This window comes from Bradyrhizobium yuanmingense (genome assembly GCF_900094575.1).
Lineage (GTDB): Bacteria > Pseudomonadota > Alphaproteobacteria > Rhizobiales > Xanthobacteraceae > Bradyrhizobium > Bradyrhizobium yuanmingense.
Window position 1 is genome coordinate 692,092 of record NZ_FMAE01000004.1, and the last position, 15,924, is coordinate 708,015.

A 15,924-nucleotide genomic window follows, 5' to 3' on the forward strand; every position below is an offset into this window, starting at 1 on the left:
GGGGTGAGGGGAAGGCCGAAACGCCGTCTCTCGCGCCTTGCCGAACCGGAAGCTTCAGGACCATTGCGACGCACGGGATTGTCACTCCGCAGCGTCGCGAATGCTCCTTCAGATTTCGTCGGCACAGTCTGGCGCATCAAGCGTCGGCCCGTATGAAACACTGGGCGGCGAGGCCGCCCTTCAATCAGTTGCTGCTGGCCAGGCACGGCGCGAGCGCGCTCGCCTTGGGGATCACGAACCGCCCCCTTGGGATCAAGGGACCGGGTAATGGTTACGCCGCTGTCAGAACCGTCCCGGCAACATGAGTGGTAGCCCGAGACCGTCCGCCGCCGGGGCTTGACCCGCTCCACCTCGCTGCCGCGCACCGCGCTGGTCATAGAGGGAAGTGGAAAACGCTGGAATTCTCAAACCTTGAGAGTTCCGGCGCTGCACCGGGAGGCTGAATGCGACACAACCGGAAATATCGGCCGTCAGCATTCCGTACATACGAGGAATGAGCCATCCGTGCAAGGGAGCGTCGCACGGCGGTCACAGTCGCCGAGTTTCGCGTTTCCGTCATTAAGGATCGATTAACCCTGTGGTTCTATTGCGCTAAGAGAGCTGCTCGGAGGCACGGAATCGGTGGCGAGCCGCACAAATCGACGGATTTTGCTGGGGGGCGTGTTGCTGTGCACTGCGGCATTGCCCTGTGCCGATTCCGCGCGCCTGATCGCCGCCGAGAGCCGGCTGCAACCTGCTGCCGTTGCGGCGAATTTTCCGGTCGCCTCGGCCGCCCGCCTGGCCGGCGACGGCAAGCAGACCCGCTTCATCCTCGACCTCGACCAGACCGTCACCTTCCGCGCCGTCACGCTGGGCGACCCCTACCGCGTGGTGGTGGACGTGCCGCAGGTCAATTTTCAGCTGCCCGCCGGGACCGGAAGCGGGGGGCGGGGGCTGGTCAAGGCCTTCCGCTACGGGCTCGTCATGCCCGGCGGCTCGCGAATCGTGTTCGACCTGACCGGACCGGCGAAGATCGCCAAATCCTACGTGCTGGAGGCGGCCAACGGCCAACCCGCCCGGCTCGTGCTCGAGCTAGAGGAGGTCGAGCGCACCGCCTTCGTGTCGTCACGTGCCCCCGAAAACCGTCCCGAGCTGCGGCCCGCGATCGCTGAAGCGCCGCCTGCCACGGTTCCCAGTGCCGCGGCCCCGGATGGCGCGCAGCAGAAGGCCGATACTCGACCGGTGGTGGTGATCGATCCCGGCCACGGCGGCATCGACAACGGGACGCAGTCGAGCGGCGAGAGCGAGAAAAACCTGGTGCTGGCCTTTGGCCTGGCGCTCCGCGACAAGCTGGAAAAAGCCGGCAAGTACCGCGTGGTCATGACGCGGGACGACGACTCCTTCGTTCCGCTCAATGACCGCACCAAGATCGCCCGCAATCTCAAGGCGGCCTTGTTCGTCTCGATCCACGCCGATGCGCTGCCGCGGGCGGAAGGGGATGCGCAGGGCGCGACCATCTATACGCTCTCCGACAAGGCGTCCGACGCCGAGGCCCAGCGGCTGGCGGATGCGGAGAACCGCGCCGATGCGATCGCCGGCTTCAACCTCGCGGAGGAGCCGACCGACGTCGCCGACATCCTGATCGACCTCACGCAGCGGGAAACCCGCACCTTTTCAAACCGTTTCGCCCGCCATTTGATGAGCGAAATGAAGCAGACGGTGCGGATGCACAAGCATCCCCTGAAATCCGCCGGCTTCCGGGTTCTGAAGGCGCCCGACGTGCCATCGGTGCTGGTCGAGATCGGCTACGTCTCCAACAAGGGCGATCTCGAGCAGCTGGTCTCCGAGGGCTGGCGCTCCCGCGCCGTGGGCTCGATGGCCCAGGCGATCGACGGATTTTTGACCAAGCGGATGGCCACGGCGGGGACGTCGAACTGAGCCGGTTTGTTCCTCCCGGCCCGAAGGCCCTAGTTTGGCCACAGCGGACGCTTTATAGAAACCGGTAGAGGGTTCCGGAATCGGCGAGAACCTGTTCGGCAAGCGTCTTAAGTCCGGCCTCGATGTGATTGCGTAAGCCGGTGAATTCGCGGCGTGAGGTTGGTACCGTTTTGTGTGCCAAAGGGCTGATACTGGGCTGATCCAGAGTTTGAACGGATAAACAGATAATGCGCTTGCTGGTGCGGTTCATGGGCTTCCTGTTCGCCGCGGGAACAGTGGTGTTCCTTGTTGGCGTCGGGGCCGTGGCAGGCCTGATCTGGCATTTCTCCAAGGACTTGCCGGACTACTCTCAGCTTCAGGATTACGAGCCGCCGGTGATGACGCGTGTGCACGCGGTCGACGGTTCGCTGGTCGGCGAATACGCCAAGGAGCGGCGGCTGTATCTGCCGATCCAGGCGGTGCCGAAGCTCGTGATCAACGCCTTCCTCGCGGCCGAGGACAAGAATTTCTACGAGCATGGCGGCATCGACTACACCGGCATGGCTCGCGCAGGCCTGCTCTATCTGCAGAACTACGGCTCCAACCGCCGTCCGCAGGGTGCGTCCACGATTACGCAGCAGGTCGCCAAGAACTTCCTGCTCACCAACGAGGTCTCCTTCTCACGCAAGATCAAGGAAGCCTTGCTGGCGATGCGCATCGAGAAGACCTATTCGAAGGACAAAATCCTCGAACTGTATCTCAACGAGATCTATCTCGGCCTCGGCGCCTACGGCATCGCGGCGGCCTCGCTGGTCTATTTCGACAAGTCGGTGAACGAGCTGACGGTGGCGGAAGCGTCCTATCTGGCGGCGCTGCCGAAGATGCCGGCGACGCTGCATCCGGTCCGCAACCGCGACCGCGCCATCGAGCGCCGCAATTACGTGATCGACCGTCTCGTGGAAAACGGCTGGATCAAGCAGGCCGACGCGGACAAGTCGCGCAAGGAGCCGCTCGCCGTCACCAGCCGTTCCAACGGCGCCCACACCTTTGCCGGCGAATATTTCGCCGAGGAAGTCCGCCGCGACATTTTCGAGCGCTACGGCGAGAAGAAGCTCTACGAGGGTGGCCTGTCGGTTCGCACCACGCTCGATCCGAAGATTCAGGTCATGGCGCGCAAGGCCATGGTCGCCGGCCTCGTGAATTATGACGAGCAGCAGGGTTATCGCGGCGCCATCAGCAAGCTCGACATCTCGGGCGACTGGGGCGTGAAGCTCGCCGAGATCAAGTCGCTGTCCGACATCTCGCCTTGGCGCATGGCGGTAGTGCTGGAGACCAGCGATCAGTCGGCACGGATCGGCTTTCAGCCTGGCCGCGAGCTCGGCGGCGCGGTGAGCAAGCAGCGCGAGACCGGCATCGTGACGGTCGACGGCGTGCGCTGGGCGCGGGCGCTGCAGGGCGGCACGAGAGGCAAGACGCCGACAGCGGTGTCGCAGGTGCTCCAGCCCGGCGACGTCATCTATGCCGATCCCCTCTACAAGGACGGCCACCCCGTCGAGGGCCAGTACCGGCTTCGCCAGATTCCGGAAGTCTCCGGCGCGATGGTGGCGATGGATCCCTGGACCGGCCGCGTGCTCGCGATGGTCGGCGGTTTCTCGTTCGACCAGAGCCAGTTCAATCGCGCCACGCAGGCCTACCGGCAGCCCGGTTCGTCGTTCAAGCCGATCGTCTATTCGGCCGCGCTCGACAACGGCTACACGCCCTCGACCGTCGTGCTCGACGCGCCCATCGAGATCGACCAGGGGCAGGGCGCCGGCGTGTGGCGGCCTGAAAACTTCTCCTCGGGCAAGTTCCAGGGACCGGTGACGCTGCGCAATGCGCTGCGGCAATCGCTCAACACCGTGACGGTGCGCCTCGCGCAGGACATCGGCATGCCCCTGATCGGCGAATATTCCCGCCGCTTCGGCGTCTATGACGAACTGCCGAACTATCTCTCCTACGCGCTCGGCGCCGGCGAGACCACGGCGATGCGCATGGTCACGGCGTACTCGATGCTCGCCAATGGCGGCCGCCGCGTGAAGCCGACGCTGATCGACCGCATCCAGGACCGTTACGGCCGCACCATCTTCAAGCACGACCAGCGCGAATGCCGAGGCTGCGACGCGCCGGGCGGCTGGAAGAACCAGCCCGAGCCGCAGCTGATCGACCGCCGCGAGCAGGTGCTGGATTCCATGACCGCCTATCAGATCACCGAGCTGATGGAGGGTGTGGTGCAGTCCGGTACGGCCACGGTGATCAAGGAGGTCGGCAAGCCCGTCGCCGGCAAGACCGGCACCACCAACGAGGCCAAGGACGCCTGGTTCGTCGGCTTCTCGCCGGACATCGCAGTCGCAGTTTACATGGGCTACGACAAGCCTCGTCCGCTCGGTAAGGGCAATGCCGCGACCGGCGGTCATCTCGCTGCTCCGATCGTGCGTGACTTCCTCAAGCTCGCGCTCGCCGACAAGCCCGCGGTCCCGTTCAAGGTGCCCGCCGGCATCAAGCTCGTTCGCGTCGTCGCCAAGACCGGCATGCGCGCCGGCCCCGGCGAGACCGGCGGAACCATCCTCGAAGCCTTCAAGCCCGGCACGGCGCCGCCGGACAATTATTCGGTCATCGGCGTTGCCGACGCCGACGGGCGCGGCATGCCGGTGCAGCAGCAGCAGCCGGATTCCGGCTTCCTCTTCCGGCCGGGCACTGGCGGGTTGTGGTAGGCCGCGGATAAGGCCGGCGATCATGGTTTGGGCGGTTGCGCTTTGCGGCCGCCGCCGCTACATCCCCTCTCGAACTGCACGCGGGATTCCGCAAGACAGAGAACAACATGCGCGCCGAAATCGAACGGTTGGTAGAAGAGATCAAGCAGTCAGTCGGGCTGCTGAGGAGGCATCTTTGACGTCGAGAAATCGACGGCGCGCCTCGCTGAGCTGAACAAGCTCGCAGAAGATCCCAATCTCTGGAACGACCCTCAGAAAGCCCAGAAGCTGATGCAGGAGCGCACCTCGCTTGAGGATGCGCTCTCAGGCATCGGCAAGGTCGAGCAGGAGCTCGAAGACGACATCGGCATGATCGAGCTCGGCGAGGCCGAGGGCGATGACGGCGTCGTCGCCGAAGCCGAAGCTGCGCTGAAGAACCTCAAGAAGGAAGTGGCGCGGCGCGAGCTCGAGGCACTGCTCTCGGGCGAAGCCGACCGCTTCGATTCCTATCTCGAAGTCCATGCCGGCGCCGGCGGCACCGAGAGCCAGGACTGGGCGCAGATGCTCCTGCGCATGTACACGCGCTGGGCCGAAACCCACGGCTTCAAGGTCGAGTATCTCGAAGAGTCCGAGGGCGAAGAGGCCGGCATCAAGTCGGCGACCATCCAGGTCTCCGGTCACAACGCCTACGGCTGGCTGAAGACTGAAGCCGGCGTGCATCGGCTGGTGCGCATCTCGCCATTCGATTCCAACGCGCGGCGGCACACCTCGTTCTCGAGCGTGCAGGTGTTCCCCGTCATCGACGACAGCATCAAGATCGACATCAAGGAATCCGACGTCCGCGTCGACACGATGCGATCGGGCGGTGCCGGCGGCCAGCACGTCAACAAGACCGAATCCGCGGTGCGCCTGACGCATATCCCGACCGGCGTCGCCGTGGTCTGCCAGGCCGGCCGCTCCCAGCACAAGAACCGGGCGCAGGCCTGGGACATGCTGCGCGCGCGTCTGTACGAGATCGAGCTGAAGAAGCGCGAGGAGAAAGCCGCCGCCGACCAGGCCGCCAAGACCGATATCGGCTGGGGCCACCAGATCCGCTCCTACGTGCTGCAGCCCTATCAGATGGTGAAGGATTTGCGCACGGGCGTGCAGACTTCCGACACATCGGGCGTGCTCAATGGCGAGCTCGACGAGTTCATGGCCGCGACCTTGGCGCAGCGCGCCTTCGGCACCACCGCCGGCGACGTCGAGGACGTGGACTAGCCATGTCCCGAATCGCCTTCATCGGGCTTGGGCGGATGGGCCATGGCATGGCCGGCCGCTATCTCGATGCCGGCTTCACGGTAACGATCTGGAATCGCAGCAAGGCAAAGGCCGAGGACCTGATCGCGCGCGGCGCGATTTGGGCGACCTCGCCGGAGGATGCCGCGATCGATGCCGACGCGGTCGTGACCATGGTCGCCGACGACGAGGCCTCGCGCGCGGTCTGGCTCGGGCCTGACGGCGCCGCCAAGACGGCGAAGGCCGGCACCATCGCGATCGAATGCTCCACCGTCTCCTATGACCATTCCCGTGAGATGGGCCGCGAGCTCAACGCGCGCGGGCTGATCTATATCGACTGCCCGGTGACGGGATTGCCGGACGCGGCGGCGGCCGGGAAGTTGACGCTCTTGGTTGGCGCCGACGCGGCCGATCTCGAGCGCGCGCGGCCCTATCTGACGCCGATCGGCTCGACCATCCGCCATTTCGGCGCGGTCGGCTCCGGCACGGTCTACAAGCTGATCAACAATCTCATGGGCGCGATCCAGATCGCCGGCCTCGCCGAGGGCCTTGCGATTGCCGAGCAGGCCGGGCTCGACATGAACCTGGTGCTGGAATCGATCCAGGCAGGCGTCGCGGCAAGCCCGCAGGTAGCGCGTCACTCCAAGCGCATGTTCGCCCGCGATTTCAGCGGCGCGACCTTCACCGCAGCGCTGCGGCACAAGGATGCCGCCTACGCCGTGAAGCTCGCCGAGAGCCTGCTCGCGGGCAAGCCGCTGGTCGCGCGCGCCGCGGTCGAGGCGTACGCGCAGGCGAAAGCGGTGATGCCGGACGATGATGAAGGCAGGATGATCGAGCTGGTGTCGCGGCCGAAGAAGCCATCCTAGTCAAACCGCGCTAACCGGTGCCCCTCAGTCACTCCATTCGCGCCGAGCATCGGTTTGTAAACCGGGACCTCGTCAGAAATCGGGTGGCGACATTGATCGCACCGTTCTAGGCCATGGGGCTGAGGTAAGACCCCATGCCCGACAATGACCACCGGATCGATGCACGCGACTGGTCGTTGCTCGCTCTGCTCTCGATCCTCTGGGGCGGCTCGTTCTTCTTCAACGGCGCAGCCTTGCGGGAATTGCCGCCGCTCACACTGGTGTTTTTGCGCGTCGCGCTCGGCGCTGCAATGCTGCTGCCGCTACTGCGCGCACATGGCATCGGCTTTCCCAGGAGCTGGACGGGCTGGGCGCCGTTCATTGCGATCGGGCTGCTCAACAACGTCGTCCCGTTTTCGCTGATCGCGATCGGCCAAACTTTCATTCCGAGTGGGCTGGCCTCGATCCTGAACGCGACCACGCCGATGTTCACGGTGGCCGTGATGATTGCAGCGGGCCAGGAGGCCTTGCAGATGCGCCGCCTGGCCGGGGTGGCGTTGGGCTTTGTCGGCGTGATCCTGCTGCGCGGATGGGGCTTCGAGACCAGGCCGGGACAGGGGCTCGGCATTCTGCTCTGCCTCGGCGGGGCACTGAGCTACGGCTTTGCGGCGCTGGCTGCGCGGCCCTTGCTGAAGGACGCAGCGCCGCTGGGGACGGCGACGTTTCAATTGATGTCATCCACGGTGATGATAGCGGTCGTCGCCGGCGTCGTGGAGCAGCCTTGGCAGTTACCGATGCCGAGCCTCACGACCTGGCTCGCCGTGCTCGGGCTCGCCGGGCTTTCGACGGCGCTCGCCTACATCGTCTTCTTCCAGATCGTGCGGCGCTCGGGTGCGAGCAACGTGATGCTGGTGACGCTGCTCATTCCCGTCACCGCCATCCTACTGGGCTGGCTGGTGCTGGATGAGCCGATCTCCGGCCGCGAGATCGCCGGCTCGATCGTCATCGCCAGCGCGCTGCTGGTGATTGATGGGCGTGCATTCAGCTTACTGCGCAAGCTCTCGGCCGCCATCTCTGGCTCTCGGGAAGCTCTGCGCTGCGAAACTGAAAAGCGCGGGCCTAACCCGCGCTGAGCCGCACGCCGGCGCGCAGGAATTTCTGCGGATCGACCGCTTCGCCTTCGATGCGGGTCTCATAGTGCAAATGCGGACCGGTGGAGCGGCCGGTCGAGCCGACGAGGCCGATGACCTGGCCGATCTTCACGGTCTCGCCGACCCTGACGTTGATCTCGGAGAGATGACCGTAGCGGGTCGAAAGCCCGTTGCCGTGGTCGACCTCGACCATGCGGCCGTAGCCGCCGGACCATCCGGCGGAAACCACCTTGCCGTAGGCGGTGACGCGGACGGGATCACCGCTGGCGGCGCGGAAATCAAGGCCGGTGTGCATCGCAGGCCGACCCAGGAAAGGATCGCTGCGCACGCCAAAGCCCGAGGTGAACTCGACCTCGCCAATGACGGGCTTGCGATACGGCACCAACGCCAGCGTGCGGTTGAGACGGTCCATCTCGGCGCGCGTGGTGTGGATGCGGTGGAGCTGCTTCTCGAACGGTCCGGCATTCGCCGTCAGCTTGACCGGGACGAACGGTCCGCCCATCGCACTGCGCGGCACGGCGGCTTCGAGATGGGAAAGGTTCAGGCCGAGGTCGCTGACCACGCTGCGCATCCGGCGCATGCGCGAATCCATGCTTTCCTCGACCGCGTTGAGCGTCGCCATCTGGCGCCGCTCGACCTGATCAAGCGAGGTCGTGAGCCGGACCAGCACGTTGTCGAAACCGCGGTTCTTGGCGAACTGGCTGGTCGGCGTTGCCGCAACGCTCGGCGCGCGCGATTCGAGGCGCGCTTCGCGATCCGGTGGCGCCACGAAGATCACGGTGTCGCTGATGGGCGACGGTTTTGGCGTGGTCGGGCTTGCATCGCTGCGCTGCGGAGCGGCGCGGGGAATCGAGCCGGTCACGTCGGGCATGGCGCCGAGCGCCGTGGCCCGGGACTCGAGCGCCGTCTGGCGCTTCATGATCTGATCGAGCTTCTGGTCGAACTGCTCCTGGTCGAGCAATTGACGGCTCGTGGTGCGATCGATCTTGGCGCGCAGCTCGGCGATGCGGTCCTCATAGGCGTATTGCATCTCGGCCTGGCGGGCGATCAGCCGGGTCAGGACGTCGTCACGGAACGCGAAATAGGTGGCGGTGGCGGCCGACCACAGCCCGAGCAGCACCACGGTGCCGACCACGATCCAGAACACCACGGGTCCGAAGCGGACCTGCTTGCCGGCATGCACGATGGTGTAGGCATCGTCGGTGGCGGGCAGGGGAATCGCGGTCACCGCCGCCGGGGCACCCAGAGGGCGCCGGAAGGCGCGTCCGTGATCGTGAGGATGATGTTGGGGGTACTGCGAGTATTGGGCAGAACTTTTCGACATCGGCACTCCCGCGCCGGTCGGATGGGTTCCTTGCGGCTCAATTGCCGCCGCAATCTGGGCCGCTCATGGTTAATTTTCCGCAAATGGGAACGCGCGAATTTAAAGGATTGGTTAAAGGCTCCTTGCCGCCTCCAGCACTTCGTCGGCATGGCCATCGACCCGGACATTGCGCCAGATCCGCGCCACTTTACCGTCAGTCCCGACCAGCACCGTGGTGCGAAGGATCCCAAGGAAGCTCTTGCCATACATGGACTTTTCGCCCCAGGCCCCATAAGCCTCCAGCATCTCATGCGTCTCGTCCGAGATGAGGGGGACGCCGAGCTTGTGCTTGTCGCGAAACTTCTCCTGGGCCCTTAACGGATCGGCGGAGATGCCGAGCACGGCGGTGCCGGCGGCCGCGAAGGCGCCCGCCAGGCGCGTGAAGTCGATCGCCTCCCGCGTGCAGCCGGGGGTGTCGGCGCGGGGGTAGAAGAACAGGACGAGCTTTCGGCCGGCGTAGTCGGCGAGCGTGACCACGTCGCCGCCATCGCGCGGCAGGCGGAAGGCCGGGGCCTTTTGGCCCTCGGCCAAGCCGGACTTCAAGCCCGACTTGGCGGCAGCCGGAGAAGAGGCGGATTTGGAGGATTTTAACTGTTTCGATGCGGCCTTATGCGATCCTGCTTTTGCTACGGTCGCAGCTGATTTGCGTGCCGGTGTGCGCTGCGTTTTCGCGGATCTTGTTTGAGTCGATGCCCGCGTTTTTGCGGACTTCTTTGCAGCGGTCGGACTGCCGGAGGGCGTTTTGGACGATTTCTTTCGGGATTTCTTGGACATACGCCTTCCTTTCGACGCTTTCGGCAGGTCAACCGAAGCGGTATTGCAGCTCTTGTCCGGCGAGCCGGAATCGTGCCCTCGGCTGGGCAAGTCTGGCGACGCCGGAGTATGGTTACAAGGAATTCCACGCACCACCCCACTGCTCGTTGAACGCGCTCCCGGGGCGAAATGACGAACAGCAGGAATATTCGAGGTATGGCGGCAGTGCCGGCGCAGGGAGCATCACTTCCCGCGAACGGCTGCGGTCCCGGCGGCGCTCAGTCCTATGACGGGCGCCTGTATCGAGAGGCAATGGCAAGGAATACGTCGCCCCAGGACTACAACCGGGATTTTGATCGGCGCGGCGGCCAACTCGAGCCGCAGGAATGGGACGACGCCGACTGGGATCCGGATCAGGAAGCGGCTGCGCGCAATCGCGCACGCCGGTTGCTGGCGCGTTCCGGTTCGGGCTTTCTTCGCTTCGGTGGTGGATTTAGCGCGCTGCGCCGCTGGACGGGTGGGGGACGCTGGCTGAAGCGCCTGGCGGTGGCCGTCGCCACCGTCATCGTCATTTTCATCGGCTGCTTCGGTGCGCTGTGGTGGCGGCTCGGTGCCGGTCCCATCAGTCTGGACATCGCAACGCCGTGGCTCGCAGCCGCGATCGAGGACAATATCGGCCACGGCAACACCGTTGAGGTCGGCGGCACTCAGATCGAGCGGGCCGGCCGGGTCCGCGTCGCCGTCCGCATCCGAGACATCATCGTTCGCGACCGCGATCACGCCGTCGTCGCCAGCGCGCCGAAGGCCGAGGTGAGGCTGTCGGGTGCGGCCCTCCTGATGGGGCACCTGCGTGCCGAGAGTCTTAACCTGGTCGATGCCGAGCTCGCCATCCGCATTGCGCCCGATGGCACCGTCACCGTGTCCGCCGGCGACACCGCAAAGCCGCTCGCGACCGGTGTCGCGTCCAAGAAGGATGCGGGCCTGCCGCCGACATTCCCGCGCAGCGGTGTCCCCCCGCCGCCATTCGCGACCGCGCCTGCGAGCCCGGACGCATCGCAGGCCGCACCGCAGGCGACCGCGCAGAGCGGCATCCTTCAGGGCCTCGATTGGCTCGACAGCCTGAGCATGACGGGCCTCGACGGTCAGAACCTCAACGAGATCGGTCTGAAAAACGGCGTCCTGATCGTCGACGATCAGCAGCGCGGCAGCAAATGGTCGTTCGAGAACATCACGCTCAGCCTGAGGCGGCCGAGCCGCGGCGGCGTCGCGCTCAGCCTCGGCGAGCAGGGCGCGCGTCCGTGGCTGCTGCGCGCCACGATCGGACCGGCCGAGAATGGCGTGCGCTCGGTCGACATCAAGGCCGACAAGGTCTCGACCTCCAACATCCTGCTGGCGCTGCGGGTGAAGGACCTCACCTACACCGCCGACCTGCCGCTGACGGGCGAGCTCAAGGGCGAGCTCGGCCGCGACGGCGTGCCGACCTTCTTCCGCGGCAAGATCGCGGCCGGCGCCGGCAATATCATCGATACCGACACGCCCGACTACCCGATGGCAATCGACTCGGCCGAGATCAACGTCGAGTGGGATGCGAACCGGCGGGTGCTGGTCGCGCCGTTCAAGGTTCTCTCCGGCGCGAACCGCCTGACGCTGCTGGCCCATCTCGAGCCACCCAACGGCAACATCAACGACTGGCAGCTCGGCTTCAGCGGCGGTTCGATCCTGCTCGGCGGCATCGACAACGAGCCGCCGCTCGTCTTCAACCGCATCGCGATCGGCTTCCGCTTCGACGCCGACCACAAGCGCATCCTGCTGACACAGGCCGACGTCTCCAACGGCGAGATCGGCGTCGCCGGCACCGGCGCCCTCGACTATTCGGGCGAGCCGCGGCTCACCCTCGGTTTCGCGGGCACGCCGATGTCGGCCTCCGCCTTGAAGCGGATGTGGCCGACGCTGATCGTCCCCGAATTGCGTGAATGGGTGATAGAACGGATCGAGCGCGGCACGCTCCAGCGCATCGAGATCGGCGTCAACTCGCCGACCAGGAACCTGCCGCGCAAGGGTCCGCCCATTCCGGACGACGGCCTGTCGGTCAACATCGTGGCGAGCGGCGTTGCGGTCCGGCCCGTGGACGGCATGCCGGTGGTGCGCGATGCCGATCTGAAGGCGCGCGTGACCGGACGCACCGCGACCGTCAACATCGGGCAGGGCATTGCCGATACCCCCGCGGGCCGCAAGGTCACGATCTCCGATTTCGTGTTCGAGGTGCCCGACATGGCGCCCAAGCCGTCGCCGTCGCGGAGCAGGTTCCGTGTGGAAGGGCCGGTGCCCGCGGCCGCTGAAATGCTCGCCAATGATCGGCTGAGCGACCTGTCGGCGACCGTCGTCGATCCCAACACCAGCAAGGGAACGTTCTCGGCGAACATCCAGCTCGGCATGCCGGTCAAGGGCGAGCTGACCAAGGCCGACACCACCTACGCCGTCACCGCCGATCTCAACGGTTTTGCCGCCGACAAGCTGGTGATGAACCAGAAGCTGGAAGCCAACAACCTCAAGATATCAGCCAACAACCAGGGCTATCAGGTCAAGGGCGACGTCAAGATCAACGGCCAGGCGGCCTCGCTCGATTATCGCAAGCCGGCTGAGGGCGACGCGGATGTCAGGCTGCAGGCGACGCTGGACGATGCCAGCCGCGCGCGGCTCGGCTTCGATCTCAGCCCCGCCGTCATCGGATCGTTGCCGATCAAGCTGTCGGGCAAGATCGCGAGCGGCGCGGATCAGACGACGAAGCTCGGCGTCGAGGCCGATCTGACCTCGGTCAGGCTCGACAACATCCTGCCCGGCTGGGTCAAGCTGCCGGGCAAGTCCGGCAAGGCCAGCTTCAAGGTGGTGCCGACGGCGCAATCGACGCGTTTCGAGGACATCGTCATCGAAGGCGGCGGCGCCTCGATCAAGGGCTCGCTCGAGCTCGACGCGAACAGCGATCTCGTGAACGCGAACTTCCCGACCTACGCGCCGTCCGACGGCGACAAGGCCTCGCTCAGGGTGGAGCGCAGCCAGGACGGTGTGCTGCGCGGCACCATGCGTGGCGACGTGTTCGACGGCCGCGGCTTCCTGAAGTCGGCGATCTCAGGCAATTCCAAGGACGACAAGAACAAGCTGAAGAACGTCGATTTCGACATCGACGTGAAGCTCGGTGCCGTCGCCGGCTTCAACGGCGAGGCCATGCGCAGCCTCGATGCCAAGATGTCGAAGCGCAATGGGGCCATCAAGGCGTTCACGCTGAGCGGCAAGATCGGCCGCGACACGCCTGTCGCTGCCGACCTGCGCGGCGGCCGTGCCCAGGGCAACCGCGAGGTGATCTACCTGCAGACCAACGACGCCGGCGCGCTGCTGCGTTTCACCGACACCTACACCAAGGCGGTCGGCGGCCAGATGGTGGTCGCGATGGAGCCGCCGTCTTCCGAGCCGAACGCCGCGCGCGAGGGCCTGATCAATGTCCGCGACTTCACCGTGAAGGGCGAGGCGCAGCTCGAACGCGTTGCCGCCGGCGCGCCGAACGGGACCGGGAATGGCGTCTCCTTCAGCGCACTTCGCGCCGAGTTCACGCGGCAGAACGGTGCGCTTACGGTCCGTGACGGCGTGGTCAAGGGGCCGATGATCGGTGCCACCATCGAGGGCTCGATCGACTATCCCGGCAACCAGGTCTGCATGAGCGGCACCTTCGTGCCGATGTACGGCGTCAACAACATCTTCGGCCAGATCCCGCTGTTCGGCATCTTCCTCGGTGGCGGCAACAATGAGGGGCTGATCGGCGTGACCTACGAGGTCGTCGGCACGCCAGCCGCGCCCGTGATGCGCGTCAATCCGATCTCGGCGATGGCGCCGGGCCTGTTCCGCAAGATCTTCGAGTTCAACACCGGCAAGCAGAACTCGCCATTCGAGGAATTCCCATCGCATTCGAACGACGGCTCGACCGGATCGACGCGCCAGCTGTCGAGCGGTTGCACCCTCGCGCGGCGGTAATCCCCACATTCCCAGGTGCTCGTCATGCCCGGGCTTGTCCCGAGCATCCACGTTCTTCGTGCGGCGCGGCCAAAAACGTGGATGGCCGGGACAAGCCCGGCCATGACGAATGTGGCGATGCTTTCGCGCCAAACGTTTTGAGGCTGGAGCGGGGCGTCAGGCCGCGCGCACGCCCTTCAGGAACGTTCCGACTTCGCCGGAGAGCTGCTCGGCCTGCTTGGAGAGGTTGCTGGCTGCTGCGAGCACCATGCCGGCAGCGTTGCCGGTCTCGTTGGCTGCGGTGGAGACGCCGCCGATATTGGTGGTGACCTCTTTGGTCGCCTCCGCGGTCTGCGAGACGCTGCGGGCGATCTCGGCGGTGGCGGCGCCTTGCTCCTCGATGGCCGCGCCGATCGAGGTGGCGATGCGGCTGACCTCCTCGATGGTGGCGGTGATGCCGCCGATCGCATCGACAGCTTCCTTGGTGGCGCCCTGGATCTGGGCGATCTTGTCGCCGATCTCGCGGGTGGCTTCCGCGGTCTGGCTCGCCAGCGACTTCACCTCGGAAGCGACCACGGCAAAGCCGCGGCCGGCTTCGCCGGCGCGGGCGGCCTCGATGGTGGCGTTGAGCGCGAGCAGGTTGGTCTGCGCCGCGATGTTGGAGATCAGCTCGGCGACATGCTCGATCTGCTGGGCGCCGTCCGAGAGTGCGCGCACGATGGTGTCGGTGCGGCGGGCGCTGTCCACCGCACGTCCCGTGACCTCGGCCGATTGCGCGACCTGGCGGCTGATCTCGGTGATGGAGGAGGAGAGCTCCTCGGCGGCGGAGGCGACGGTCTGGACGCGCTGGCTGGCCTCATTGGCGGCCGAGCCGACCACGGCGGCGCGGCGATTGGTGCCTTCGGCGGTCGACGACATCGACTTGGCCGTGGTCTCCAATTCACCGGAGCCGGAGGCCATCAGGCCGACGAGCTGGCCGACGGAGGCATCGAAGCGGTCGGCAAGGGCGATCAGGGCCTCGCGCTTCTCCTGCTCGCTGCGGGCCTTGGCCGCGACCTGCTCGGCCTCCAGCGTGTGGGCCGTGAGCGCGGTCTGCCTGAGGATTTCGAGCGTCTCGGCCATGCGGCCGATCTCGTCGCCGCGGTCGGTCTCCTCGACCGGCTTGTCGATGGCGCCTTCGGAAATCGCCTGCATGCGGTTCTTCTGACGGTCGAGCGCGCCGAGCACGTCGCGGGCGATCAGCCAGGACAGCGCCGCCATCAGCAGCATCAGGCCGATGCCGATGGCGCCAAGCTCCAGCGTCAAGGCGCGCACATCGGCGTCGATGTCGTCGACATAGAGGCCGTAGCTGATGATGACGTTCCAGGGCGCGAATTTGCGCGCGAACACGGTCTTGCGGACCGGCTCGGTCTGGCCGGGACGGGGGTAGAGATAGGAGGTGACGCCGCCCTGCGCAGTCTCGCTGCCGGCCTTGATGATGGCGTCGGCGATCAGCACGCCGTTTGAATCCTTGGCGCCGGTGATCTTGCCTTCGAGCTGCTGGTTGGCGCCGTTCACGACCAGGGAGCCGTCCGGATTGTAAACCACCGGATAGCCCTGGTTGCCGTTGAAGTTCATGCGGCGGCCGCGCTGGTGGAACAGGCTCTTGGCCTCGGCCGGCGTCAGCTTGCCGGCGGTCACTTCGTCCTGGAGCGCTTGGGCGTAGTTGTAGAGGAGTTCGACGGCGGTCCGCATCTGCTCGACGCGGTCCTCCATCATCCGGCTCTTGCTGAGCACAGCCGATACGCCGATGATGGCTGTGATCGTGAGAGCCGCAAGGCAGACCATGCTGGCAAGCTTGGTGCGGATCTTCAAATGACTCAGCAGTTTCATCACAGCCCCTACGGAATGGTTGTTATTGCTCGCAC

General features: G+C 65.8%; 9 protein-coding genes. 6 read left to right on the top strand and 3 right to left on the bottom strand.

Annotated elements, in window-relative coordinates; all coding sequences use genetic code 11:
• Positions 1-621: 621 nt before the first annotated feature.
• From GA0061099_RS16845 to GA0061099_RS16865, 5 genes are all read left to right on the top strand, one after another.
• Complete coding sequence (locus tag GA0061099_RS16845) at positions 622-1,917, top strand: N-acetylmuramoyl-L-alanine amidase (RefSeq protein ID WP_036022894.1); 1,296 nt, start codon at positions 622-624, stop codon at positions 1,915-1,917.
• A 227-nt stretch (positions 1,918-2,144) separates the two neighbouring features.
• The gene (locus GA0061099_RS16850) at positions 2,145-4,646 is read left to right on the top strand and encodes a penicillin-binding protein 1A (protein WP_036022896.1); all 2,502 of its coding nucleotides are present in this window, start codon (positions 2,145-2,147) and stop codon (positions 4,644-4,646) included.
• Between the two features lie 107 nt (positions 4,647-4,753).
• A protein-coding gene (gene prfB, locus GA0061099_RS16855; RefSeq protein WP_100213427.1) for a peptide chain release factor 2 occupies positions 4,754-5,885 on the top strand; the annotation gives its coding sequence in 2 pieces (ribosomal slippage) (positions 4,754-4,822 and positions 4,824-5,885; 1,131 coding nt in all).
• A 2-nt stretch (positions 5,886-5,887) separates the two neighbouring features.
• A complete protein-coding gene (locus GA0061099_RS16860) occupies positions 5,888-6,769 on the top strand; it encodes an NAD(P)-dependent oxidoreductase (RefSeq protein WP_036022899.1) in 882 nt (293 codons plus the stop codon).
• A gap of 134 nt (positions 6,770-6,903) precedes the next feature.
• Complete coding sequence (locus GA0061099_RS16865) at positions 6,904-7,881, top strand: DMT family transporter (RefSeq protein ID WP_081492891.1); 978 nt, start codon at positions 6,904-6,906, stop codon at positions 7,879-7,881.
• Here GA0061099_RS16865 and GA0061099_RS16870 read toward each other — a convergent pair.
• On the bottom strand, positions 7,868-9,223 hold the full coding sequence (locus tag GA0061099_RS16870; protein ID WP_193375177.1) for a M23 family metallopeptidase: 1,356 nt from the start codon (positions 9,221-9,223) through the stop codon (positions 7,868-7,870). The two genes, GA0061099_RS16865 and GA0061099_RS16870, sit on opposite strands and share 14 nt — an antisense overlap.
• A gap of 111 nt (positions 9,224-9,334) precedes the next feature.
• On the bottom strand, positions 9,335-10,036 hold the full coding sequence (locus GA0061099_RS16875; protein ID WP_074447901.1) for a peroxiredoxin: 702 nt from the start codon (positions 10,034-10,036) through the stop codon (positions 9,335-9,337).
• Positions 10,037-10,231: 195 nt separating this feature from the next.
• On the opposite strand from GA0061099_RS16875, the gene GA0061099_RS16880 reads away from it, so the two are divergent.
• The gene (locus GA0061099_RS16880; RefSeq protein ID WP_036022902.1) at positions 10,232-14,038 is read left to right on the top strand and encodes a YhdP family protein; all 3,807 of its coding nucleotides are present in this window, start codon (positions 10,232-10,234) and stop codon (positions 14,036-14,038) included.
• 156 nt (positions 14,039-14,194) lie between these two features.
• On the opposite strand, the gene GA0061099_RS16885 is transcribed toward GA0061099_RS16880, so the two are convergent.
• Positions 14,195-15,889, bottom strand: coding sequence for a methyl-accepting chemotaxis protein (locus GA0061099_RS16885; RefSeq protein WP_074447902.1), 1,695 nt, complete (start codon positions 15,887-15,889; stop codon positions 14,195-14,197).
• Positions 15,890-15,924: the final 35 nt, after the last annotated feature.

What these genes read in the sequence shown, in the direction of transcription:
- GA0061099_RS16865 (WP_081492891.1), top strand. Translation starts at nt 6,904, where the DNA reads ATGCCCGACAATGACCACCGGATCGATGCACGCGACTGGTCGTTGCTC.
- GA0061099_RS16885 (WP_074447902.1), bottom strand. Translation starts at nt 15,889, where the DNA reads ATGAAACTGCTGAGTCATTTGAAGATCCGCACCAAGCTTGCCAGCATG.
- GA0061099_RS16860 (WP_036022899.1), top strand. Translation starts at nt 5,888, where the DNA reads ATGTCCCGAATCGCCTTCATCGGGCTTGGGCGGATGGGCCATGGCATG.
- GA0061099_RS16870 (WP_193375177.1), bottom strand. Translation starts at nt 9,223, where the DNA reads ATGTCGAAAAGTTCTGCCCAATACTCGCAGTACCCCCAACATCATCCT.
- GA0061099_RS16880 (WP_036022902.1), top strand. Translation starts at nt 10,232, where the DNA reads ATGGCGGCAGTGCCGGCGCAGGGAGCATCACTTCCCGCGAACGGCTGC.
- GA0061099_RS16875 (WP_074447901.1), bottom strand. Translation starts at nt 10,036, where the DNA reads ATGTCCAAGAAATCCCGAAAGAAATCGTCCAAAACGCCCTCCGGCAGT.
- GA0061099_RS16850 (WP_036022896.1), top strand. Translation starts at nt 2,145, where the DNA reads ATGCGCTTGCTGGTGCGGTTCATGGGCTTCCTGTTCGCCGCGGGAACA.